The following is a 20,972-nucleotide window of genomic DNA, read 5'->3' as shown; positions in this document are numbered from 1 at the left end:
GATGGGCCGATGCTGGAGAGGATCAATCCGTCCACCGTCCACGAGCCGGCCGGCTACAGCCACGTGACCATCTCCGAGGCGGGCCGGCTGGCCCACCTGGCCGGGCAGTGCCCGCTCGACGTGTCCGGCGCCGTCGCCGGCGCGCCCGGCGACTACACGGCCCAGACCGCCCAGGTGATCACCAACTGCCTGCGGGTCCTCGAAGCGGCCGGCGCGGCACCGGCCGACGTGGTCCGCTCGGTCGTCTACGTCGTCAGCCCCGACAGCGCCGTGCTGGCCGCCGTGTGGCAACAGCTCACCGCGTCACCGCTGGGCGACGCGTTCACCACCGCCAGCACCCTGCTCGGGGTGGCGTCGCTGGGCTATCAGGGGCAGCTCGTCGAGGTCGACCTGACCGCCGCCCTGTGACCTGGCTCAGCGCACCGACCGAGCCGGCCCTGCGGGCCGCTCTGCGCCGGGTGGCGCCGGAACTCGCCGACGGCCCCCTAGTGCTGCGCGGGGTCGAGCCGGACGCCGGCCCGCAGTGGCGTGCGGCGACCGCTGTCGTCGACGGCCGGTACGTGGTGAAGTTCGCCTGGGCCGAGCCACCCGCCCGGCGCCTCCGGCACGAGATCCGGGTGATCGCGGCGCTGCGCGCGGCCGCGCCCGAGGTGCCGCTGCCCGCCGTGGCGGCGACGTCCCAGGACCCCGTCCTGCTGATCACGCACCGGGCCGACGCGGTCCCGTTCTTCCAGTTCCGGTCACCGGCCGCGGCGGCCGAGCTCGCCGCCGCGCTGGCCGCCCTGCACCATCCGCGGGTCCTCGCCGCGTTGCGCCCACTGCCACCCTCCACCCCGCCCACCACCACGGACACCCTGCGCGCCGGTCTCGACTCCTGGATCCGGGCCGACCAGCGCGACCTCGTGCGGGCGTGGTGCGACCGGGCCGACCGGATCCTGGCCACCCCGGGCCGCCAGGTCGTCGTGCACGGCGACCTGCACGGCGACAACCACCTGTGGGATCCGGTGTCGTCGCGGCTGCGCCTGGTCGTCGACTGGGAGACCGCCGGCCTCGGCGAACCCGAGTTCGACCTGCGCTGCCTGCCCGGCGACGCCGGCGTGGACCTGTTCACCGCGACCGTCGCCGCCTACCAGCGGATCGCCGGCACCGCCCTCGACGTCGACCGGATCCTGGCCTGGCACGTGCGCACCGTGCTGGGCGACGCCCGGTGGCGAGCCGAGGCCCAGGTGACGCTGCCCGGCGGCCGTACCCCCGAGCAGTGGGTCGACGACCTGCACGCCCGGCTCACCGCGCCGTCACTAGGATCGGCGCCATGGTGACATTGCAGGACGTCAGGGAAGCCGCCAAGCGCATCGACGGGGTCGCCCACCGCACCCCGGTCATCCACTCGCGGACGCTGGACGCGCGGGTCGGGGCGACGGTGTACCTGAAGGCGGAGAACCTCCAGCGGATCGGGGCGTTCAAATTCCGCGGCGCCTACAACGCCATCGCCCGGCTCTCACCCGAGCAGCTGGCCCGGGGGATCGCCGCCTACTCGTCGGGCAACCACGCGCAGGCCGTCGCCCTGTCCGCCCGCCAGCTCGGCTCCACCGCCGTGATCATCATGCCGGCCGACACCCCGGCCTCCAAACTCGACGCCGTCCGCGAATACGGCGCCGAGATCATCACCTACGACCGGTACACCGAGGACCGGGTCGCCATCGGCAACCAGCTCGCCGCCGACCGCGGGCTCGCCCTGATCCCGCCCTACGAGCACCCCGACGTCATCGCCGGGCAGGGCACCGCCGCGCTCGAGCTGCTGGAGGAGGTCGGCGAGCTCGACGCGATCGTCGTGCCGGTCGGCGGGGGCGGGCTCATCGCCGGCAGCGCCGTCGCCGCCAAGGGCCTGCACCCCGGCATCGAGGTCATCGGCGTCGAACCGGCCGAGGGCGACGACACCAAACGCTCCCTGGAAGCGGGGGAGCGGGTCACCATCGCCGTGCCGCGCACCATCGCCGACGGTCAGGCCGCCCCCACCCCGGGCGAACTCACCTTCTCGATAAACAAAGACCTCGTCGACCGGATCGTGCTGGTCACCGACGACGAGCTGCGCGACGCCCTGCGCTTCGCGGTCGACCGCCTCAAGCAGGTCATGGAGCCCAGCGGGGCCAGCGGCCTGGCCGCCCTGCTCGCCGGGCGCCTCGACCCGCCGCCGGCCCGCATCGGCGTCATCGTCTCCGGCGGCAACGTCGGCGCCGCCCGCCTGGCCGCCCTACTCGCCGAGTAACTCCCGTTCCACCGCCGGATCGAGACCCACGCGGGGGCGGTCGTCGCGCTGCGGCGCCGGCTGCCCCAGCGAGCGCAGCCACGACCAGGTGTCAACAACGGTTTCCCGTACGGGCCGGCAGCGCATCCCGGCCCGTACCGCCGGGCCGACCTCGGCGGTGTTCATGAACTCGTGCTCCGGGCCCGGCGGGAACCAGATCGGCAGCTGCGTCCACGGCTCGACCCCCTTGGCCACGATCACCTCGGGGCCGGTCCACCGCAGCTCCGCGTGCCCGCCGGTGACCTCGTTCGCCGTCTCCAGCAGCTCACCCATGGTGGTGTGCCCGGGCTCGCTGACCAGGTTGTACGGCCCGTCCAGCCGCGCGGCGGCGGCGTCGAGCACGAACGCGGCCAGATCCCGCACGTCGATGTACTGCAACGGCAGCTCCCGCGGCCCCGGCGCCAGCGTCGGCCCGCCCCGCGCGATCCGGTTCAGCCACCACGGCAGCCGCCCGACATCCTCGTACGGACCCAGAATCAGCCCGGCCCGGGCCAGCAGCACCGGCCCGCCGAACGCGGCCGCACCCCGCTCACCGCGCAGCTTGTCACCGGCGTACCCCGGCTCGGTCTCCTCGACCAGCGCCGCCGCCTCGCTCAGCGGCCCCGGCGTCAGCCACCGGTAGACCGACCGGCTCGAGATGTACGTGTAATGCCCGGCCCGCCCGCGCAGCAGCTCGGCCGTGCGCCGCACCGCCTGCCCGTCGGCCGACCACGTGTCGACCACCGCGTCCCACTCGCCGGTCTCCAGGGCCTTCAGACCATCCGGGGCCAGCCGGTCACCGACCAGTGAGGCACCACCGCGGCGGCCCCGGTTGAACAACGTCACCTCGTCGCCACGGCGGGCGGCCTGCTCAGCGACCGCTCGCCCCGCGAACCCCGTACCACCGAGAACCAAGACCCTCATGCCCCGCGACTCTGCTCACCCGGGCCCCGCGAGGGAAGGTTTCATCGCTCAGAGCGAAAGGAACTCCCGCACGACCTCCACCACCAGGGCGTGATCGTCGGCCTGCGGCAGACCGGAAACGGTCACCACACCCACCACACCCACATCGGTGATCCGAATCGGGAACGCCCCGCCGTGCGCCGCGTACAGGGCCGGCTCGACACCCATACCCGCGTCCAGCTGCTGACCCTTCGCGGCCAGCCGCCGGCCCACCAGGTACGACGACGCGCCGTAGCGCTCCACCACCCGCACCTTCCGGTCGATCCACGTGTCGTTGTCGGCCACACTGCCCGGCAACGCCGCGTGGAACAGCTGCTGCGTACCCCGGCGGATGTCCACCACCACCGGCAGCCCCCGCCGCTTCGCCGTAGCCACCAGCAGACTGCCCAGGCGCCACGCGTCGTCGTTGTCGAACCGCGCGAACACCAGCTCGCGCTCCTGCTGCTCCAGCCCGGCGATCAGATCGTCACTCATGGCCAGCATTATCGGTCGCGCCGCCGCCGCAGCCAGATCCCCAGCGACCCCACTGCGATAAAGATCATCATCGAGCAGCAGAGCATCTTGATGAACACGGCGGCCTCCTCGTTGGCTAGGGTTCGTAATCGTGCGCCTGGCCACCTTCAACCTTCTGCACGGCCGATCACTGTCCGACGGGACGGTACACGCCGACCGCGTCGCCACCGCGGTCGCGCAACTCGACGCCGACGTCCTCGGCCTGCAAGAGGTCGACAAGGCCCAGCCCCGCAGCGGCCTGCTCGACCTCACCGCCGTCGCCGCCGAGGCCATGGGCGCCACCGTGCACCGCTTCGCGGCCGCCGTCGTCGGCACACCGGGGGAGCAGTGGCAACCCTGGCGCAGCGACGACGACAACACCCACCCGCTGTACGGCATCGCCCTGGTCAGCCGCTACCCGGTGACCCGCTGGCAGATCACCGCGCTGCCGGCCGCACCCATCCGGTCCCCGCTCTACGACCCCGAGAACGGCCTGCGGCTGCTCAAGGACGAACCCCGGGTGCTGCTCGCCGCCGTGCTGTCCACCCCGCGAGGACCGTTGACCGTCGCGACGACCCACCTCTCATTCGTCCCAGGGTGGAATCTGCGCCAATTACGACATGCCGTCCGTGCGCTCCGCGGGCTGCCCGGACCCCGCGTCCTGCTGGGCGACCTGAACATGCCGGCGCGGCCCGTCCGGGCCGTCACCGGCTGGCGCCCGCTGGCCCGGGCCGCGACGTTCCCCTCGTTCTCCCCGCGCGCCCAGCTCGACCACATCCTCGCCGACCCGCGCGACCTTCCCACCCTGGGCCGCGTCGTCCAGGTCGCCACGCCGCGCGCCGCGATCTCCGACCATCTACCCCTGCTCGTGCACCTCGACCGGCCGTAGGTAGACGTCCTCCAGACCGTCCTCCGGATCCCACTGCTCACCGATCTTCTTGAACCCGAACCCGGCGATCGTCGCCTTCGACCCCACATTGTCGGGCCGGATGCTCGCCCGCACCGCCGTCACCCCCGGCTCGGCCGCCGCCCGCTCCAGCAGCGCCCGCAGCATCGCCTTGGCATAACCCCGGCGGCGGTACGCGGGATCGACCGAGTACGCCACCTCGATGACCCCGTTCTCGTCCGGCGGCCCGTGGAAACCACCGTGCCCGACCACCACGCCGTCGGCCACCGCGGCCCGCGCGATCCAGCGCGCGGCCTCGGGATTCTTCGCGATGTCCGCCAAGCGCACCCGCCACAGCCAGGACTCCTGCACGAGGTACTGACTCAGCGGCTGCCCGGCGACGGCACTGGCGGTTTCCAGGTCCCCGTCGACCAGAGCGGTCAGCACGGCGGGGGAGAGCTCTACAAAACGGATATCCGGCACGCGCCGATGATCACACAGCGTGGCCATCCTTTCTAGTTGCGCACAACTCAATTGCGCACTACCGTTTCCGCATGGTCGAACCCACCGGACTCGAGCAAATGGTGTGCTTCCAGCTCTACGCCGCCAGCCGCGCCATGACCGCCATCTACCGGCCCACGCTCGACACCCTCGGCCTGACCTACCCCCAATACCTCGCCCTGCGCGTCCTCTGGCACCGCGGACCCACCACCGTCCGCGAACTCGGCACCATCCTCGACCTCGACAGCGGAACCCTCTCCCCACTGCTCAAAAGACTCGAGAATCAAGGACACGTCCGCCGTACGCGCGGCATCCACGACGAACGCACCGTCGTCATCCACCTCACCGACCAAGGAAACGCCCTGCGCACCGCCACCGCCGACCTACCCGCCCAAGTGGCCTGCGCCGTCGACCTCACCGAAGACGAATTCGCCCAACTGCACCACCTGCTCGGCAAAGTCCGAGCATCCGCACCCCTCTGAAAGGAACACCACATGCCGGCGATCTACACCGCCTCCGCCACCGCCACCGGCGACGGCCGCAACGGACACGTCCGCTCCAGCGACGGCGTCCTCGACTTCGACCTCGCCGTCCCCAAGGAGATGGGCGGCCCCGGCGGCGCCCTCACCAACCCCGAACAACTCTTCGCCGCCGGCTACGCCGCCTGCTTCCACAGCGCCATCAAACTCGTCGCCCGCTCCCAGAAAATCACCCTCACCGACACCGCCATCACCATCGACGTCGGCGTCGCCCCCCACACCGACGGCCCCGGCTTCGTCCTGACGGTCGGCATCGAAGCCGAAATCCCCGGCCTCGACGAAGACCAGGCCCGCGCCCTGCTCGAAGCCGCCCACCAGGTCTGCCCGTACTCCAACGCCACCCGCGGCAACGTCGAGGTCACCCTCACCGTCGCCTGATCACCCTTCAAGCAAGACCCCGCAGCGCGCGGTTGGTGCGATTCGCCCGCACCGCCGCGCGCTGCTGCGCCGCCGTCACCTCGATGTAGTTCTGCGACGTCGCCAAAGACGCATGCCCCAACAACCGCATGATCTCCGACGCGTTCGCCCCATCCTCAGCCAGCCGCGTCGCGAACGTATGCCGCAAAGCATGCAACTGAGCACCCCGCGGCACCCGATCATTGATCCCCGCCCGCCGATAGCAGGACTGCACCAGATACTGCAGCCCACCCCGCTGCAACGGCGCCCCACGCCGATCCACCAGCATCGGCTCATCCGCGTCGGCCCGCCCGAACCGCACACGCCGGCTCGCCACATACCGATCCACCACCGCGTCCAACTCCGGCTCGATCGGCACACTGCGCGGCCGCCCACCCTTACCGGCCACCTCCACCCAGCGCTCACCGGGCCGCCCCATCACCGACCCGATCCGCAACGCCAGCAACTCGGAAAGCCGCAAACCAGCACACAAGGCCAGAGCCAGCACGGCCAGATCCCGCTCCGGCCACGGATCACGCTGCCGCTCATCGGCTCGGCTCACCGCATCAAGCAGCTGCTCCGGAGTGTCGGAACCCCGCAACGGCTTAGGGGAGTGGGCCGCCGGCCGCGGCTTGTCCACCGCCGACATCGGATTCCCGGCCACCACCTGCTCCGTCACCAGAAACGTGAAGAACGCGTTCCACGACGACCAGGCGCGGGCCACCGAGGCGGGGGCCCGCTCACCGGCGAACTTCGCAAAAGCCCCCCGCAGCGCCCTGGGGGAGAGGTCACGCAGAGTTACCCCTTCCTCGCCGATCAGTCCGACGATCAGACCCAGGTCCCGCTCGTACGCCTTCAACGTGTGCACCGACGGCTTCCGCGTAGCCCGGGCCGCCAAAAAGTCGTCGATGAGCTCTCTGACTGGTAAATCACCACTTTGCTGCATATGAGATATTATCCACCAATTGTACGGACGTCGCGAGGCGCGAGCGTTGCCAAGTTCGTCGACATGGCTGGCAACACCGCAGGACACCCAAACCGGCCTGCCCGGCGAATACTCAGCGCATGTCAGTGCACTCCGACGACGACTCGTCGCTAGACACCGGGACCAGAATCTGTTCGGGGAAGGGCGGATGCGGCGCCGCCAAGCAGCGCGGGGAGTTCGGCCGGCGCGCGAGCGGACTGGATTCCGTGTGTAAGGAATGTCGGCGGCGAGAGACCTCCGCGTGGCGCCGCGCGAACCCGGATGCGGTGCGGCGCATGAACCTGTGGAGGTTGTATCGCATCCGCGCGGACGAGTACGACAGGATGCGCGCCGAGCAGGACTTCAGATGTGCGGCCTGCGGAACCCACGAGACCGAAATTGACACACCAATGCTTGGACGGCCCCGTGCAGATGGCCACAGAACGCCTGCGGTGCCACTGCAGGTGGATCACTGCCATGCCTCGGGTGCGGTTCGCGGGCTGCTCTGTGGGCGGTGCAACAGGATCATCGGTATCGCCAGGGCTGCATATCACCTACCTTCAAAAAGCCGTTACTTAACATAATGTGAACTATCGACCTGGCATGTCTTCGATGGATCAGCGCCGTCATGATGGTTCTATGGGCGAGCAGGCTGTCACCGCGGCGATCTATGAGACCTTCGGCTTCCCCGAGCTGATCGCGCCGGTGACTGCGGCGCTGACGCAGCAGTCACCGGGCCCCCGCCGGACGCTGGCGCGGTCGGACGAGCTGTGGATGTGGATGTGCCCGCCTCGCCGGCGCGGTGGCGATCTGGCCATCGCCGGGTCCGGTTCGCGTCTGGGTGCCGTCGTCGAGGTCAAACTCGCCCATGGTCCGGCTCAGTGGTCACTCGCGTCGTTCGCGCGGCCTGAGGCGGTGCGTGACGATCCGGCCGCTCGGCGGTACGCGGACCGTCTTGCCCGGGCCGTCGCCGACCCGTTGCAGATGCCGTACGGGACGCGGCCGCATGACCTGTCCGACTGTGGCTGCACGTGGGCGGACGGCTATCACGGCAAGGCGTACGGCGGCGGTTGGGCCTGTGGGATCCCGCAGCTGGACTATTACTGCTATTTCAACAACTGGCTGCCCTCGTGGATCCGCGACAGCCCGGCGGACGACGTGGCCTGGGTGTTCCTGTCGGCGGTGCCGGTCGTGCTTTCGGAGAAGTACCCCGGTTTGGACTCGGTCGACCGGTGGCGGGTGGTCACGTTCGCTGCCTTTCTCAACGAGCTCGTCGACGGGCTGCCCGTTGGGCGTTTGTCGCCGGACGGCGCGGCCGCGGTCGACCGCCTCTGCCAGGTGATGTGGGAGCAAATGCCTTGGCCGGAGGTGGACCGGCTGCTCCCGCAGGCCCGGCGAAGAGCCACGGCCGGGGGCGGGAAGTAGCGGTGCTACTCCCCTGCCGTGCTGGTCATGGGAGTTGGGACTGCAGCGTGTGGGTGGCTTGGAGGAGGGCTGTCCGGTGTCTGGCCGCTTTGAGCCATGCGGGGAGCTGTTCGAGCATGCTCATGTCGCAGCAGCTTCGGAGGTGGGCCCGTTCGCGCAGGTGGGCGGTCAGGTATTGCTGGAGCAGGGTGAGGTGTGCGGCGTTGTAGGCCCACAGGGTGTGGCCGCGGAAGTCGGTGCGCAGCCAGAGTGGGCGGTTGAAGTACGGGTCGTTCGGGCCGCTCAGGTGTGGCAGGAGGTGGCCGGCGCCGTGGCGTGGTGCCGTCCAGGTGGCGGTGTGTGCGCAGTTGGTGCAGGTCAGTCGTCGGTGTAGTCGGGTGTTGTGGGGGCGCACGGTGGCGGGGCCGTCGCAGGCCGGGCAGTGGACGAGGATGTCGTCGCCGACGTGGCTGAGGCGGGCGCCGGTGTCACGGAATCGGGTTGGGGGCATCAAGAGGCTTTCGTCGTACGCAGCAGGAGTGCGGGCAGGAGCAGCTGCCGGCCGGCGTCGTCGGCGGTGATCTGGGTGTGTTCGATGGTGGTGGCTGTCCAGGTGGGTTCGGGGAAGGCGGTGTTCAGGTCGTGTTCGGTGAGTCCCCAGTCCTGGCTGCCTTCGCGGGAGATGGCCAGGACGATGAGGGCGGCGCCGGGTGCGGCGAGTTCGGGTAGCCGTGCGATGTAGGCGTCGGCGTGGCCGCGGCGGTGCAGGTTGTGCAGCAGGCCGCAGTCGATGAGCGTGTTGTAGGTGGTGGGCAGGGTCAGGGCGGTGGCGTCCTGGACTTCGAAGTGGAGGGGTAGTCCCCCGGCTTTGGCGCGGGCGGTGTCGATGGCGACGGTGGAGACGTCGACGGCGGTGACGTCGTAGCCGCGGCGGGCGAGGGTGATGGCGAGGTCGCCGGTGCCGCAGCCGAGGTCGAGGATCTTGGGGCCGGGCAGATCTGATTGGAGTACGGCGGTGAGCGCGGGCTGGATGCGGCCGATCTCCCAGGGTGGGTGGCCGGGGGCGTTGTAGAGGGCGTCGAATTCGTCGGCGTCGGTCATGGTTGCTCCCTGGTGGTGAGCCGGACGGTGTCGGGCCATCCGGGGTGCTCCCCCGGTCGGCGGTGCGGTTCGGTGAGGCCGTGTGCGATGTAGTCGGTGCCGGCGAAGGCGTACGTCGCAGGCCGGGTCTTCGCGCCGATCTCGGCGATGGCGGGGATGTCGTCGGGGGTGGCCGGATGCGCATGGGCCGTATTGTTCCGGGTTCGGTGCCGGGTGTGGGGGTGGCTGTGGTGCGGGTGCGGTGGGTGACGGGGTTTCTGGATTCGCCGTCGCGGGTGGCGGAGCCGTTCTGGGAGGCGGTGACGGGGTCGCGGTTGTCGGCGCGGCGGGGTGCGGCGGGTGAGTTCGCGACGTTGGTGCCGCCGGCGGGTGACGCGTATCTGCGGGTGCAGGTGCTGGCGGGTTCTCCCCCGCGTACACACCTGGATTTGCATGTCGACGACGTGGCGGAGGCTGTGGTCGAGGCGGTCGGGCGGGGCGCGGTCGTGGTGTTCGACGAGGGGGATCTGGTGGTGGTGCGCTCCCCCGCCGGGGTGGTGTTCTGCCTGGTGTCGTGGCGGGGCGAGGCGCGGCGGCCGGGTGGGCGTGGCGGTGGGGTGGATCAGTTGTGTGTGGATGTGCCGTCGGGGTTGTTCGAGCCGGAGATCGAGTTTTGGCGGGGGCTGACGGGCTGGGAGCGGCGGCCGTCGGATCGGCCGGAGTTCGAGCATTTGGAGCGCGGGCCCGGGATGCCGTTGAAGTTGCTGGTGCAGCGGGTCGGTTCGGCGGTGGCGGGGATGCATGTGGATTTGGCCTGTACGGACGTGGACGCCGAGGTGGCGCGGCATGTCGGGTGGGGTGCGTCGGTGGTGCGGCGGGTGCCGGGTGAGTGGACGACGTTGCGTGATCCGGTGGGGCGTGAGTATTGCGTGACGGGCCGCGCCCCGCTGCCGGAAAGTGTCGGAGGGGCCTGATAGAACTGTTCAAACAAACGTTCGAAGAGGTGGGGTCGAGATGGTGGCGACGGCGCAGGCGGGGTTGAGCGGCGAGGAGCTGCAGGCGTTTCGGGATCAGCTGGCGGCCGGGCGTAAGCCGCGGGTGCAGTTCACCGAGGCGGCCGGGCAGATCGCCGGTCAGATCGGCCAGGTGGTGGGCCTGGGCGATCCGGCGGAGTCCGACGAGTTCGTGGTGGTGCGTTTCGGTAAGGACGAGTTGCCCTTCTCCCCCGCCGACCTTCGGGTGGCGCCGCGCGGCGCCGCGGCGAAGAAGGCGGCGCCGGCCCCCGAGCCGGAGCCGGCGAAGCCGGCCGGTCCGCCGTTCGTGCTGGACCAGCCGGTGAAGGCGCCGCCCGCTCCGCGCAGGGCCGAGGAGCCGCCTTCGGCGGCCGCGGTTCCGGCTCCCGCGCCGAAGAAGGCGGCGGCGCGCCCGGCGAAGGCGAAACCGGCTCCGGGCCTGACGGTGACGTTGGCGTACGCCGAGGGTGAGTGGACGGTCGCGGCCAACCAGGGCGTAAAGGCTCTGGCCAAGCCGTACGTGATCCGCCCGGCCGAGGCGCTGCGCATGGTGTCGCTGGTGGACGTGCCCGGGGTGCAGGAGGCCGTGGAGCAGATTCTGGCCGCGGAGCGGGCCGAGGCGGAGGCCCAGGCGCAGCGCCTGCGAGCCGAGCTGGCCGAGGTCGAGGCCCGTCTGGCCGAGTTAGGCGAGGCCGGCTGACCTCCCGGCTGACCTCCCGGCTGACCTCCCGGCTGACCTCCCGGCGCCAGGGCGAGCGGCGCCAGGGCGAGCGGCGCCAGGGCGAGCGGCGCCAGGGCGAGCGGCGCCAGGGCGAGCGGCGCCGAGCTGGCGCTGACCTCTCGGCGCCCCTTTTCGGCGTCGAGCTGGCTCGCATAGGGCTGGCCTCTCAGGGCCACCCTTCCCAGCGCCGAGCTTGCTCTCTGCGAGCGGTCGTGTCGGCTGCCCGTTACCTCGGGGCAGCCAGGGCCGGCCGGTCCCGAGTTTCGGTTGTCGACGCGAGCCTTCCCGGGACGGCTTGTCTGGCGCCCGTTTGTGCGGAGCCAGCGGTTCGGGACGGCTGTTCGACGCTGGCTTTCCGCGCCGGCTTGTTTGGGCGTTGCCTTCACGGCTGGGCCTTCTCCGTGTCGGCGTTGTCGGTGTTGGCCCGCTCGGGATGGGCTTGCCCGGTGTCGGCTGGGCCGATGTCGGCTGGGCCGATGTCGGCTGGGCCGATGTCGGCTGGGCCGGGATGGACTGGGCCGGGATGGGCTGCTGGGCCGGGATGGGTCTCCTCCGAGTGGGCTTGGCCGGGATGGGCTGGGCCGGCGTTGGCCTGCTCGGGTGGGGCCTTGTCGGGGTGGGCGGGGCGGCGGGGGCGGACGCGGGACGGGTCCGGGGGGCGGGTGGTGTCGACGTGGTGTGGGGTCTGCATTTCGGTGGGGCGTAGGGCGGCGAGGGTGTCGTGGATGCCGTCCATGATGAGCCGGGTGGCCTGCATGGCTTGGGCGCCGGGGGTGCCGGTGACGCCGGACAGGTCGATCGGGGTGTCGCCGAAGCGGACGTGGACGACGGGGCGGCGGCGGATGGCGTGCAGCAGGGAGCGCAGGAGGTGTTCGGGGGTGGTGTAGGGCAGGACGGCGTGTGCGCCCCACTGGGCGACGGGCAGGACGGGGGCGCCGGCTGCGGCGGCCATGCGGGCGACGCCGGTTTTGCCGCGTTCGGGCCACATCCAGGGGTCGAGGCCGATGCGGCCCTCCGGGTAGAGCAGCACCATGGCGCCGTCGCGCAGGGCCTGGGTGGCGGCGGGCAGGGCGTCGGCGACGCGGGTGGTGTTGCGGTCGACGCGGATGTGCCCGGCGGCGCGCATGGCGGGGCCGGCGATCGGCGCGTCGAACAGGCCGCCGGTGGCCATGATGCGTGGGGCGATGCCGGCTTTGTGACAGGCGGCGGTCATGACGATCGGGTCGAACGGGCTGACGTGGTTGGCGGCCAGGATCAGCGGCCGGCCGCGCAGGTCGGCGGGCACGGTGCCGCTGACCCGCAGCCGGCACAGGGGCAGGACGACCAGGCGGGCGAGCAGAAGCATGAACCGCCACATGAGCGGCGTCCGCGGAGGGGGTGTGCTGTCCATCAGGCCGGTAATACTCGCATGGCTCCCCGCGCGGCGGGGGTGGGCTGTTGATCACATCGAATGGGCCGGGAGCACCGCGTCGCCGCCTCGGGACCTTCCGCGCGGCGAGTAGCGGAATCCCGACCCCTGCCCGGGGGTCGGCCGGTGGACGGCTTACGGGTCGCCACGGTGGGATCCCTCGGCCGCGGTCAGGCCCGGGAACAGGATGAGGTCAGGCGGGTGAGGCGGGCCCGGTTCAGGTGACGGCGGTCCGCGAGGCGGTCACCTCGAAGGGCACGAGGTGTGGCCGCCGGGCAACTCGCCGTCAGGGGCGCTTCGCCGGGCGGGCCTTGAGCTGTTCGGAGCCGGCCTGATCGTCGGTGCGCGGCGCGTCGGTGTGGGCCACGTCCACCGGGGGCCGGGATCACCGGATCGTCTCCCGCCCCGCCCGGGCGAATCTCCCACTGGGCTTGGGGGCGTTCAATTCCGATTCACTCCGCTCCCGCGATCGGGGGACGTGGCGGGTGGGCTGGCCTGGGAGGACAGCCTTTTCGATAATCAGGTGGCGGGATTGCCGGGGAGCCGTGAGGCTGCTGGGGCGGTGATACTGCGGCCATGAGTCAGGTGCTTGCCGGGTTGATGGATGAGGTGCGTGACGATCCTGGGGTGGCGGGGCTGGTGTTGGCCGGCTCCCACGCGCGGGGTGTGGCGACGGCGGGTTCGGATGTGGACGCGTATGTGATCACGGGGTCGCCGGGGCGGTGGCGGCCGGTGTCGAGGGTGCCGCGGCTGGATCTGGCGGTGTTGTCGGTTGAGGAGTTGGCCGACGTGTCGGATCGGTGGCGGCGGTACTCGTACCGTGGGGCGCGGGTTTTGCTGGACCGGCTCGACGGGCGGATCGCTGAGCTCGTACGGCGGCAAGGGTCTTTGTCGTCGGAGGAGGCCGAGGTGATGGCCCGGGAGCAGCTCGACGGGTATGTGAGCGCGGTGTCGCGGGCGGTGCGCAGCCGGCGGGACGGGCGGGCCGAGGTGGCGCGGCTGGAGGAGATGGAGGCGGCCGGCTGGTGTCTGGGCGCGTTGTTCGCGTTGTTCGGGCGGGTGCGGCCGTACCACCGGTATCTGCGGTGGGAGCTGGACCATCATCCGTTGCCGGATCCGTGGACGGCGGATTTTGTGATCTCGCGGGTGGTGGAGCGGCCGTCGATGCTTGCCGGGGCGTTGGAGGTGGAGGCGCGCTCGCGGGGGTTCGGTGACGTGTTCGATTCAGCTCAGGCCTGATTCGGCGACGTCGAGCCAGTGGTCGACGGTGGCGTCGTCGTGGTGGCGGATGGACCAGTCGACCAGGCGCAGGCTCATGTGGGCCCAGTAGGCGCGCCGGCGGCGTTCGGAGATGGCTTCCAGGCGCTCGTCGAGCAGGCGTACGGCGCAAGGGTCTTGACCGGTCAGCATGAAACGCAGGGTGACCAGGTCGAAGTGGCGGTCGCCGCGGGTGGCGCCGTCCCAGTCGATGACGCCGGTGAGGCGGCCGCCGACGACCAGGACGTTGCCGGGGTGGAAGTCGAGGTGCACGAGGTCGTCGCCGAGCATGGCCGGGTGGGTCTCGCCGATGGCGTGGACGCGGTCGAGCAGGCGGGCGGTGCGGTCGCTGTGCTGGCGCAGGGGTTCGTGCAGGCAGAAGCCGGGGCCGTCGGCGGTGAGGTGCAGGTCGGCGGGTCTCGGGTTCGGTTCGGTGGCGAGCAGCCCGGCGAGCCGGTCGTTGACGGCGATCATCTGCCCGACCAGGGCGGCGTCGACGACCTGGGGTGGGTGGCCGGGCAGGCGTTGCTGGACGATGACGCGGGCGCCGTCGACGTGCGCGGCGAGCTCTTGGCGGGCGGTGGGTACGCCGGCGGCGCGGGCCTTGTCGACCAGGGGGCCGGTGCGGGATCGGCCCTCGGTCAGGACGGAGCGGCGCCCGTCGGGCCAGCGCACGTAGGCGGCGCCGACTTCCCCGCCGGGGGCGGCGCCTTCGAGTTCGAGGCGTACGCCGGTGATGTCGGCGATGCGCTCGAGGACGTGGGTGGCGTCGATGCGTGAGGTGCGCGGCCACTCCTGCGTGGCCACACGGTCGGCACGTCGCACACCAGCCCCCATGACGGTAAACGCTCTCCCGACCCATGACCGTAGCGCCGCGGTCAAGCCGTTTTTGTCGCCTACCGGACTCTGTGGATCTTCAAACAGTGGCTGACCTGGTCGGTCAGTTCCTCTTCGGTCAGGCCGGGTTCCACGGTGATCGCGGGCAGGTCCTCGCGGGTGAGTTCGTCGCGCAGCCGTTCGGTGAACAGGCGGTCGCGTTCGAGCAGGTTGGCCAGGGCCCGTTCGGGGTCGCTGGTGCGCCCGGCGATCTGCCAGGTCGAGCCGCGGCTGTCGAAGGCGGCGCGGCGGAACGCCGGGGTCGGCAGGAGCCACACCGCTGGCGTCGAGGAGGGCAGGTGCGGCCGTACGAGGTGGGGCAGCAACCGGAAGCCCTCGGCGATGATCCCGGGTTCGGTGGGCAGGCGGCGCAGATCCTCGATGATCAGGTCGAAGGCTTCGCCGCGGTACCAGTGGAAGGTGTCCAGCATGACCTGGGGGCTGCGGTCGACCCAGCGTTCGTCCATGCTCATCGCCAGGAACGCGCTCAGCTGCGGTTCGGTGCTGCGGGCGGCGTGCTCGCGCATCACCGCGTCGGTGTCGTAGAGGCGCAGGCCGTGCCGGGCGGCGAGGGTACGGGCGATGGTGCTCTTGCCGGCGCCGCTGGCGCCGCCGATCCAGTACACGTGCGGCAGGGACATCCGGAAATTGTCGTACCCCCGGGGCAGGATGCGGGCATCACCTCAACGACGAGGAGGCACCCGTGTTCGACGAGCTGTTCCCCATTCTGACGACGCCCGATCTGGCCCGCAGCCTGCGCTTCTACCGTGATCTGCTGGGCGGCGAGGTGACCTACCGGTTCCCGGCCGACGGCGAGCCGGCCTACGTCAGCGTCAAAATCGGGGGTTCACACCTGGGCATCGGCCGGCAGGACGAGCCGGGCACCCGGGCCAACGAGCGGGTCACCTTGTGGGTGTACGCGCGTGAGTGCGACGCCGGTCTGGCCCGGCTCCGCGACGGCGGGGTCGAGGTGGTGCAGGAGCCGGCCGATCAGCCGTGGGGTGAGCGCATGGCCATGGTCGCCGACCCGGACGGCAACCGGGTGATCATCGCTTCCCGAGCGCCCGGGTGACCTGTGCCCGCGGTGCCGCGACGAGGTCGGGGAAGCGCAGGGCGGCCCAGAACTCGGCGGGCTCGCCGGTGATCAGCGCGTGGGTGCTGAGCCAGCAGGTCAGGGCCATGCCGTGGGTGGCCACGACCAGGGTGCGGTTCCCGGCTCGGGTCAGGTGGCGTTCGACGGCGGCGCTGAAGCGGGCGGTCACCGCGGCCGGCGGCTCCCAGCCGTCGGGGACGTGGGTGCCGGCGACGTAGGCGCGGGCGAGGGCCCGGTGGTCCGGCTGCCATGCGGGTGGCCGGCGGACCTCACCGAAGCCGGGGTCCTGGTGCACGGGGGCGCCGGGGACGGCGTACCGCAAAGTCTCGGCGGCTTTGGGTTCGTCGCTGGCGACGAGGTAGGCCCGCTCCGGCAGGCGCAGGGCGCGGGCGGCGGTGCGGCCCTGGGCGCTCAGCGGCCACGCGGTCGGCGGCGTGGCGGGGTCCAGGGTGGGCATGGCGTGCCGGACGAAGATCATGAGGGGGTGAGCACGGCCGGCAGGGCGGTGAGGTCGTCGACCGACCACGGCGGCCGCCAGGTGTCGGGGTCGTCGCGCAGGGCGGCGGCGTGCGGGTGGGCGGCGTTGGTGACCAGGACCGGGCGCATGCCGGCGAGGTGGGCGCCCCGGTGTTCGCGGCTGCCGCCGTCGCCGACGAACCAGCACGATGCGGCGGGTACGCCCAGGCGGGCGGCCGCGGTGGCGTACAGGCGCGGGTCGGGTTTGCGGTGACCCTCCTGCCAGGAGAACACGGTGGCGTCCACGCGGGCGGCGAACGGGGTGGTGGGCCAGGCTTCGACGAGTTCGCTGGCGCAGTCGCTGAGCACGGCCAGGCGCCAACCGGCGCGGCGCAGGCCGTCGAGCAGGTCCAGGGCGCCCGGGCGGGGGCGGCGGGCCGACGCGGCGCCGGCGTGCTGAACCCGTACGGCCGACCGCAGTTGATCGTCGGTGGGGTCGGCGCCGCAGCGGCGGGCCATCGCGAGCAGGGTCGCGCGGGTGTCGCCGTGCACGCCGGTGGCGCGTTCGGCGAACGAGGTGGACATCGCCGCCCAGAACGCGGCGGCGGGCACACCCAGCGCGGCGGCGGTGGCGGCGAACGACGCCCGGCGGCCGGACTCGGCGGCGGGATCGGTCAGGGTGCCGAAGAAGTCGAAGACGATCGCCCGCATCAGCGTGGCGGTGGGGCGCTGCCGCGCTGGCGCAGGTAGGCCAGGACGGCCTCGCGGGTGGTGCGCACCCCGAACAGGGCGCGGGCCTCGGCGATCCGGCGGTTCGCGGTGCGCAGCGACAGGAACTCGGCCGCGGCCGCCGCGGCGATGGTGTCACCGGCGGCCAGCCGGTCGAGCAGGGCCCGCTGCTCGGGAACCAGCTCGGTCACGGAACCACCACCGCCGGCGGGCACCGGGTCGGCGACGCCGTGCTGCACGGGACCCAGCCGGGACAGGTCGTCGACCAGGGCGCGGCCCAGCGGCGACTCGGCGTCGCAGACGGCCACAATGCCGGCGCCGCGGGCGGCGGCCAGCAACGCCAGCTGCAGGGTGTCGGCGTCACCGATACGGCCGTGCAGGACCAGGCGGGTGCTGGTCACATCCCAGCCCGGGTCGGTGAGGGCGAAGCCGTCGCGCGCCACCCAGCCGTCACGGGTGAGCCGGCGCAGCACGGTGTCGGCGTCGCCGGGGGTGGCGACGACGTGGCGAGGGGCGTCGGTCTGTCTGGTCACCGGCCATCCTTGTCAGACGTGTCGGGACGGGCAAAAGCGAGGGCGGCGGCTTCCGTACGGGTTCGGGCGCCGAGCTTGCGCATACCGGCGCGGATATGGGTGTCGACAGTCTCGGCGGAAATACCCAGCTGCCCGGCGATCCGGCGGGTCGGCTCCCCCGCCGCGACCAGCCGCAGAACATCGGTCTCCCGGCGGGTCAGCTGATCACCGGAACGCTTGCCCCGCGTGTCGCGGTGCACCCGGTGCCGGCGCAGCCCCCGGCGGGCCCGCCCGGCCAGCACGGTCAACCCGGCCGCGTCGGCCAGCCGCTCCGCGCTCAGCAGAGCCTCGACCGCCCGCGCCGGGTCGGTGTCGGTCAGTCCCGCCGCCAGCAGACACCGGATCCGCTCCCGCAACGCGATGGGCCGCCACCCATCGGCCGCGGCCGTGAACCCGGTCCCGGTCGCCCAGGCGGTCAGCGTACGCCGAGCGGCCGACGGCAGCCCGCCCGCGATCACCGGCGCCGCCTCCGACCCCAGATCGTGCGCGGCCCACTGAGCCGTGATCGCCCGCAGCCCGGCCAGCAGCCCACCGTCGTCGTCCCCGCCGGAGGCGACGGCCCGGTCCTGTTGCCCGTCGAGCCACGCGGTCTCCTGGGCCACCCACGACACAGCCGGATGCGCGGGCCCGCCGTCGAGATGGGCCCGGGCGGCGGCGAGCAGCCCGGTGTCGGCCTCGATCAGCGCGGTGGCCGCGGTCGCGTAGCCCCGAGCCTCATCGGGCAGCGCCCGGTCGGTGAGGTTGGCGGCCCGGCGCAACACCCCGTCCGTGCCGTCCCACAGCTCGGCGACGACGTCCCCGGGATGAGTCGACGCAGGCGCGGTGGCCGCGCCGTAGATGCCACCCGGCCGCATGTGACCCAAACCCCGCGGATGGTCGGTCGGCGCCGGGGAACCGCTGGTGGTGGCCGACTCGCCGCGGTGGCGACCGGCAGCCTGGGCACCGCCCGGGTCAGCGGTAGCGGTAACTCGTTCATGAGGCGGCACGACGTCTGCAGCGCGGCTGCCGTCTTGACCGCCGACACCGCGGGCCGGGGGCGTCGGCGCGAGGGCCGGCCCGGCGGTGGCCGAGAAGGCGGGAGTTGTGGTGGCAGGGCCCGGCGCGGCCGCGGGCGAGTAGGGGCGAATTGTCGTGGCGGGGGCCGAAGCCGGGTCGGCGGGAATTGGCTCCGGGGGGACCGCGTGCGCAGGGGCGGAGCCCGCCTTGGCCGGGTCGGCGGGAGGGTTGGTCGGCCCAGGAGGTTCGGCGAGCCCGGAACCGGGGGCCGTCGTGGGATCGGCGGGAGTGTTGGTGGGGGCCACGTCTGTGGTCGAGCCGTGCAGGGCCAGGGCCCAGTCGGCGGCCGCGGCGAAGCGGGTCTGCCAGCCGTACGCGAGGTCGGCGGCGCTGTCACGGGCCGCGCGCAGGGCCACCGACGCCGATTCGGTCAGGCGGCCGTCGGCGGCCAGTTCCTCGACGAGCAGCCACGCCGACCAGCGGGTGATCAGCGGGTCTCCCCCGGCGGTGGCGGCCGCGGCCAGCGCCGTGTCCCAGCCGGGGGTACGGAAGTGGGCCTGTACCGCGGCGAGGGCGGCCGCCACCCCGGCGGACGGCCGCGGATGCCGGGCGGCGATCTTGTCGGCGAGGTCGCGGGCCGCGGCCGGGTCGGTGGCCAGTTCGGCCAGCAGCAGCACCCGGTCGCGCCCGGCCATCACGAGAGGCGACGCGGCGTCGGGCACGGCCCGCACAGCGGCCCGGGCGGCTTCCGGGTTCCCGGCTTGCAGGAGGGCTTCGCCTCGCAGCACGTCGGCTTCCAGCCGCAGTGAGCGCAGCGCGTCGACGTCCACGGATCGGGCGGCCCCCGACGCCGCGCGGGACCGGGAATCCAGCCCCGGGGATGAATCCGGCTCGCCGGCCGGCTGCGGCGGGTTCGGTCCCGGCCGGCCGGCGGGTGAGTCGGTGAAGTCCAGGTCGGTGCCGGAACGCTCGCCCGGCGGGTGGGGGAAGCCGAGTTCGGCGCTGAACGGGTCCGTTCCGACGCTGTCGAACTGGCCGGCGGCGTCGGAGGCTCGGTGGCCAGTGGCGTAGGCGAGCTGGTCGTCGAAGGTCAGGACGCGGGCGGCGGCGGCGGGGCGGCCCACGGACAGCAGGGCGTCGGCGGCGGCCAGGCGGACGCGGGGGTCGATGGGGGTGTCGAGTTCGCAGGCGAACAGCAGCAGGGCGGCCCGGTCGCCGCCGGTGGTGTGGTCGGCGGCCAGCAGGGCCTGGCGGTGGGCGCCTCGCGGGTCGCCGGCGGCGGCCAGGTGGCGGGCGGCCTCGGCCGGTGGGGTCAGTTCGGCCAGGCGGGTGTGCAGGTCGGTGCGGGCGGCGGCGTCGAGCAGGCCGGCGGCGGTTTCGGCCACGTAGGTCGAGACCGGTAGCAGGGTGCCGTCCGGGGCGGCGGTGATCAGGCCGGCGGCCTGCAGGTCGGTGGCGCCGGGGCCGAGCAGGGCGGCGGGGGCGGGGCGGCCGAGCAGGCCCAGCGCGGCCAGGGCCGTGCGGGCGGGTCGGGGCAGGTCGGCCAGGGCGGTCGCGATCGCATACGCCACCTGGTCGATGTCGCCGCCACCGGACGCCGGCCGGGAGCCGGCACTGGACGCCGGTCGGGAGCCGGCGCCGCCGGCCGGGCGGAAGTCGCCGGGGCCGGCCGGGCGGAAGCTGTCGGGGTCGGCCGGCCAGGACCCGGCCGCGCCGGAAGGAGAGGTAGCGCCGCCGGCGGCGGAGCGGGCGCCGGCGGCCGCGTTGCGGGCCAGGGCGGTCACGGCCAGGGGGTTGCCGCCGGCCCGGTCGACGACGGCGGTCAGGGTGGCCTGGTCGAGGTGGGGGGTGGTGCGCCGGGCCAGGTCGGCGGCCTCGGCCGGGGTCAGGGGCGGCACCGGGATCCAGGCGGTGGCCGCGGCGCGCAGCGCGGCCTCGGTGGCCGGGGGCAGCCGGTGCGGGGTGCGCACGGCGGTCAGGACCCGGCAGTGGGCCGCCAGCAGCGGCAGCGCGGCCAGGGTGGCCGGGTCGGTGTAGTGCAGGTCGTCGATGACCAGCAGGCCGCCGCGGACGCGGGAGCGGACCGCCTCGGCGAGCAGGTGGACGTCGTACGCGGGAAGCTTGGCCTTGACCGCCCTGGACAGGGCCAGCGCGGGCACCGTCTGCAGCATGGCCAGCCCGCCGCCGGCGTGGACCGGGCCGCTGACCGTCGCGCTGAGCCGGCGCAGCAGGGTGGTGCGGCCGCAGCCGGGCGGGCCGGTCAGCACGACGAGACCGGGGCGTTGCAGCATGGCGGCGGCCGGGTGCAGCGCTTCCGCCACCTGATCCCCTCCCCTTGGTCG

Annotated in this window: 25 protein-coding genes; 12 read left to right on the top strand and 13 right to left on the bottom strand. The window is 72.8% G+C overall.

What is annotated here, in order from left to right; all coding sequences use genetic code 11:
* The first annotated feature begins 9 nt into the window (after positions 1–9).
* The 3 genes from AB0C26_RS20505 to AB0C26_RS20495 are packed head-to-tail and all read left to right on the top strand — an operon-like array spanning position 10 to position 2,266.
* Positions 10–408: a RidA family protein gene (locus AB0C26_RS20505; RefSeq protein WP_360249359.1), complete on the top strand. Its 399-nt coding sequence runs from the start codon at positions 10–12 to the stop codon at positions 406–408.
* Entirely contained in the window at positions 405–1,319 is a 915-nt protein-coding gene (locus AB0C26_RS20500) for a phosphotransferase (RefSeq protein WP_360249356.1), read from the top strand. Before AB0C26_RS20505 ends, AB0C26_RS20500 begins: the two co-directional genes overlap by 4 nt.
* Positions 1,313–2,266 (top strand): pyridoxal-phosphate dependent enzyme, encoded by a 954-nt coding sequence (locus AB0C26_RS20495; protein WP_360249353.1) that lies wholly within the window; start codon positions 1,313–1,315, stop codon positions 2,264–2,266. The genes AB0C26_RS20500 and AB0C26_RS20495 overlap by 7 nt, the downstream gene beginning before the upstream one ends.
* On the opposite strand, the gene AB0C26_RS20490 is transcribed toward AB0C26_RS20495, so the two are convergent.
* Positions 2,252–3,208, bottom strand: coding sequence for an NAD-dependent epimerase/dehydratase family protein (locus AB0C26_RS20490; RefSeq protein ID WP_360249350.1), 957 nt, complete (start codon positions 3,206–3,208; stop codon positions 2,252–2,254). The two genes, AB0C26_RS20495 and AB0C26_RS20490, sit on opposite strands and share 15 nt — an antisense overlap.
* A gap of 48 nt (positions 3,209–3,256) precedes the next feature.
* Positions 3,257–3,721, bottom strand: coding sequence for a heme-degrading domain-containing protein (locus AB0C26_RS20485; protein ID WP_360249347.1), 465 nt, complete (start codon positions 3,719–3,721; stop codon positions 3,257–3,259).
* 130 nt (positions 3,722–3,851) lie between these two features.
* On the opposite strand from AB0C26_RS20485, the gene AB0C26_RS20480 reads away from it, so the two are divergent.
* Positions 3,852–4,628: an endonuclease/exonuclease/phosphatase family protein gene (locus AB0C26_RS20480; RefSeq protein WP_360249344.1), complete on the top strand. Its 777-nt coding sequence runs from the start codon at positions 3,852–3,854 to the stop codon at positions 4,626–4,628.
* On the opposite strand, the gene AB0C26_RS20475 is transcribed toward AB0C26_RS20480, so the two are convergent.
* Complete coding sequence (locus AB0C26_RS20475; protein WP_360249341.1) at positions 4,596–5,108, bottom strand: GNAT family N-acetyltransferase; 513 nt, start codon at positions 5,106–5,108, stop codon at positions 4,596–4,598. The two genes, AB0C26_RS20480 and AB0C26_RS20475, sit on opposite strands and share 33 nt — an antisense overlap.
* A gap of 71 nt (positions 5,109–5,179) precedes the next feature.
* Between AB0C26_RS20475 and AB0C26_RS20470 the strand changes: the two genes are divergently transcribed.
* Positions 5,180–5,608 carry a MarR family transcriptional regulator gene (locus AB0C26_RS20470; RefSeq protein ID WP_360249338.1) on the top strand — a complete coding sequence of 143 codons (429 nt, stop codon included), beginning with the start codon at positions 5,180–5,182 and terminating at the stop codon, positions 5,606–5,608.
* Positions 5,609–5,620: 12 nt separating this feature from the next.
* Positions 5,621–6,043, top strand: a complete 423-nt coding sequence (locus tag AB0C26_RS20465) for an organic hydroperoxide resistance protein (protein ID WP_360249335.1) — start codon at positions 5,621–5,623, stop codon at positions 6,041–6,043.
* Between the two features lie 7 nt (positions 6,044–6,050).
* Here AB0C26_RS20465 and AB0C26_RS20460 read toward each other — a convergent pair whose 3' ends face one another.
* Positions 6,051–7,007: a tyrosine-type recombinase/integrase gene (locus AB0C26_RS20460; RefSeq protein WP_360249332.1), complete on the bottom strand. Its 957-nt coding sequence runs from the start codon at positions 7,005–7,007 to the stop codon at positions 6,051–6,053.
* Positions 7,008–7,126: 119 nt separating this feature from the next.
* Here AB0C26_RS20460 and AB0C26_RS20455 point away from each other — a divergent pair, with 119 nt between their 5' ends.
* Both AB0C26_RS20455 and AB0C26_RS20450 read left to right on the top strand, forming a co-directional pair.
* Complete coding sequence (locus AB0C26_RS20455) at positions 7,127–7,609, top strand: endonuclease domain-containing protein (protein WP_360249329.1); 483 nt, start codon at positions 7,127–7,129, stop codon at positions 7,607–7,609.
* A gap of 55 nt (positions 7,610–7,664) precedes the next feature.
* On the top strand, positions 7,665–8,450 hold the full coding sequence (locus AB0C26_RS20450) for a hypothetical protein (protein WP_360249326.1): 786 nt from the start codon (positions 7,665–7,667) through the stop codon (positions 8,448–8,450).
* A gap of 25 nt (positions 8,451–8,475) precedes the next feature.
* Here AB0C26_RS20450 and AB0C26_RS20445 read toward each other — a convergent pair whose 3' ends face one another.
* Both AB0C26_RS20445 and AB0C26_RS20440 read right to left on the bottom strand, forming a co-directional pair.
* Positions 8,476–8,940, bottom strand: a complete 465-nt coding sequence (locus AB0C26_RS20445; protein WP_360249323.1) for a hypothetical protein — start codon at positions 8,938–8,940, stop codon at positions 8,476–8,478.
* Entirely contained in the window at positions 8,940–9,530 is a 591-nt protein-coding gene (locus AB0C26_RS20440) for a class I SAM-dependent methyltransferase (RefSeq protein ID WP_360249320.1), read from the bottom strand. Before AB0C26_RS20440 ends, AB0C26_RS20445 begins: the two co-directional genes overlap by 1 nt.
* A 176-nt stretch (positions 9,531–9,706) precedes the next feature.
* On the opposite strand from AB0C26_RS20440, the gene AB0C26_RS20435 reads away from it, so the two are divergent.
* Together AB0C26_RS20435 and AB0C26_RS20430 are read left to right on the top strand one after the other, a co-directional pair.
* Complete coding sequence (locus tag AB0C26_RS20435; RefSeq protein ID WP_360249317.1) at positions 9,707–10,483, top strand: VOC family protein; 777 nt, start codon at positions 9,707–9,709, stop codon at positions 10,481–10,483.
* Between the two features lie 40 nt (positions 10,484–10,523).
* On the top strand, positions 10,524–11,222 hold the full coding sequence (locus AB0C26_RS20430; protein WP_360249314.1) for a hypothetical protein: 699 nt from the start codon (positions 10,524–10,526) through the stop codon (positions 11,220–11,222).
* Positions 11,223–11,625: 403 nt separating this feature from the next.
* Here the strand turns inward: AB0C26_RS20430 and AB0C26_RS20425 are convergent, their stop codons facing one another.
* Positions 11,626–12,633 (bottom strand): 1-acyl-sn-glycerol-3-phosphate acyltransferase, encoded by a 1,008-nt coding sequence (locus tag AB0C26_RS20425; RefSeq protein WP_360249311.1) that lies wholly within the window; start codon positions 12,631–12,633, stop codon positions 11,626–11,628.
* A gap of 594 nt (positions 12,634–13,227) precedes the next feature.
* Here AB0C26_RS20425 and AB0C26_RS20420 point away from each other — a divergent pair.
* Entirely contained in the window at positions 13,228–13,890 is a 663-nt protein-coding gene (locus AB0C26_RS20420; protein WP_360249308.1) for a nucleotidyltransferase domain-containing protein, read from the top strand.
* Here the strand turns inward: AB0C26_RS20420 and AB0C26_RS20415 are convergent.
* On the bottom strand, positions 13,876–14,733 hold the full coding sequence (locus AB0C26_RS20415; RefSeq protein WP_360249305.1) for a phosphotransferase: 858 nt from the start codon (positions 14,731–14,733) through the stop codon (positions 13,876–13,878). The genes AB0C26_RS20420 and AB0C26_RS20415 overlap by 15 nt on opposite strands.
* 71 nt (positions 14,734–14,804) lie before the next feature.
* Complete coding sequence (locus AB0C26_RS20410; protein WP_360249302.1) at positions 14,805–15,425, bottom strand: shikimate kinase; 621 nt, start codon at positions 15,423–15,425, stop codon at positions 14,805–14,807.
* A 62-nt stretch (positions 15,426–15,487) separates the two neighbouring features.
* Here AB0C26_RS20410 and AB0C26_RS20405 point away from each other — a divergent pair, with 62 nt between their 5' ends.
* Entirely contained in the window at positions 15,488–15,856 is a 369-nt protein-coding gene (locus AB0C26_RS20405) for a glyoxalase superfamily protein (RefSeq protein WP_360249299.1), read from the top strand.
* On the opposite strand, the gene AB0C26_RS20400 is transcribed toward AB0C26_RS20405, so the two are convergent.
* From AB0C26_RS20400 to AB0C26_RS20385, 4 genes are read right to left on the bottom strand one after another with little or no spacing between them, the layout of a single operon-like run.
* A complete protein-coding gene (locus AB0C26_RS20400; protein ID WP_360249296.1) occupies positions 15,831–16,355 on the bottom strand; it encodes a histidine phosphatase family protein in 525 nt (174 codons plus the stop codon). The genes AB0C26_RS20405 and AB0C26_RS20400 overlap by 26 nt on opposite strands.
* The gene (locus AB0C26_RS20395; RefSeq protein WP_360249293.1) at positions 16,352–17,044 is read right to left on the bottom strand and encodes an HAD family hydrolase; all 693 of its coding nucleotides are present in this window, start codon (positions 17,042–17,044) and stop codon (positions 16,352–16,354) included. Before AB0C26_RS20395 ends, AB0C26_RS20400 begins: the two co-directional genes overlap by 4 nt.
* Entirely contained in the window at positions 17,044–17,595 is a 552-nt protein-coding gene (locus AB0C26_RS20390; protein WP_360249290.1) for a LuxR family transcriptional regulator, read from the bottom strand. Before AB0C26_RS20390 ends, AB0C26_RS20395 begins: the two co-directional genes overlap by 1 nt.
* Positions 17,592–20,951 carry a LuxR C-terminal-related transcriptional regulator gene (locus tag AB0C26_RS20385; protein ID WP_360249283.1) on the bottom strand — a complete coding sequence of 1,120 codons (3,360 nt, stop codon included), beginning with the start codon at positions 20,949–20,951 and terminating at the stop codon, positions 17,592–17,594. Before AB0C26_RS20385 ends, AB0C26_RS20390 begins: the two co-directional genes overlap by 4 nt.
* Positions 20,952–20,972 lie beyond the last annotated feature (21 nt).

The sequence above is a fragment of the Actinoplanes sp. NPDC048796 genome, assembly GCF_040650035.1.
Lineage (GTDB): Bacteria > Actinomycetota > Actinomycetes > Mycobacteriales > Micromonosporaceae > Actinoplanes.
The sequence above is the reverse complement of the archived record's forward strand: the minus strand, read 5'-3'. Positions and strand labels throughout refer to the sequence as shown.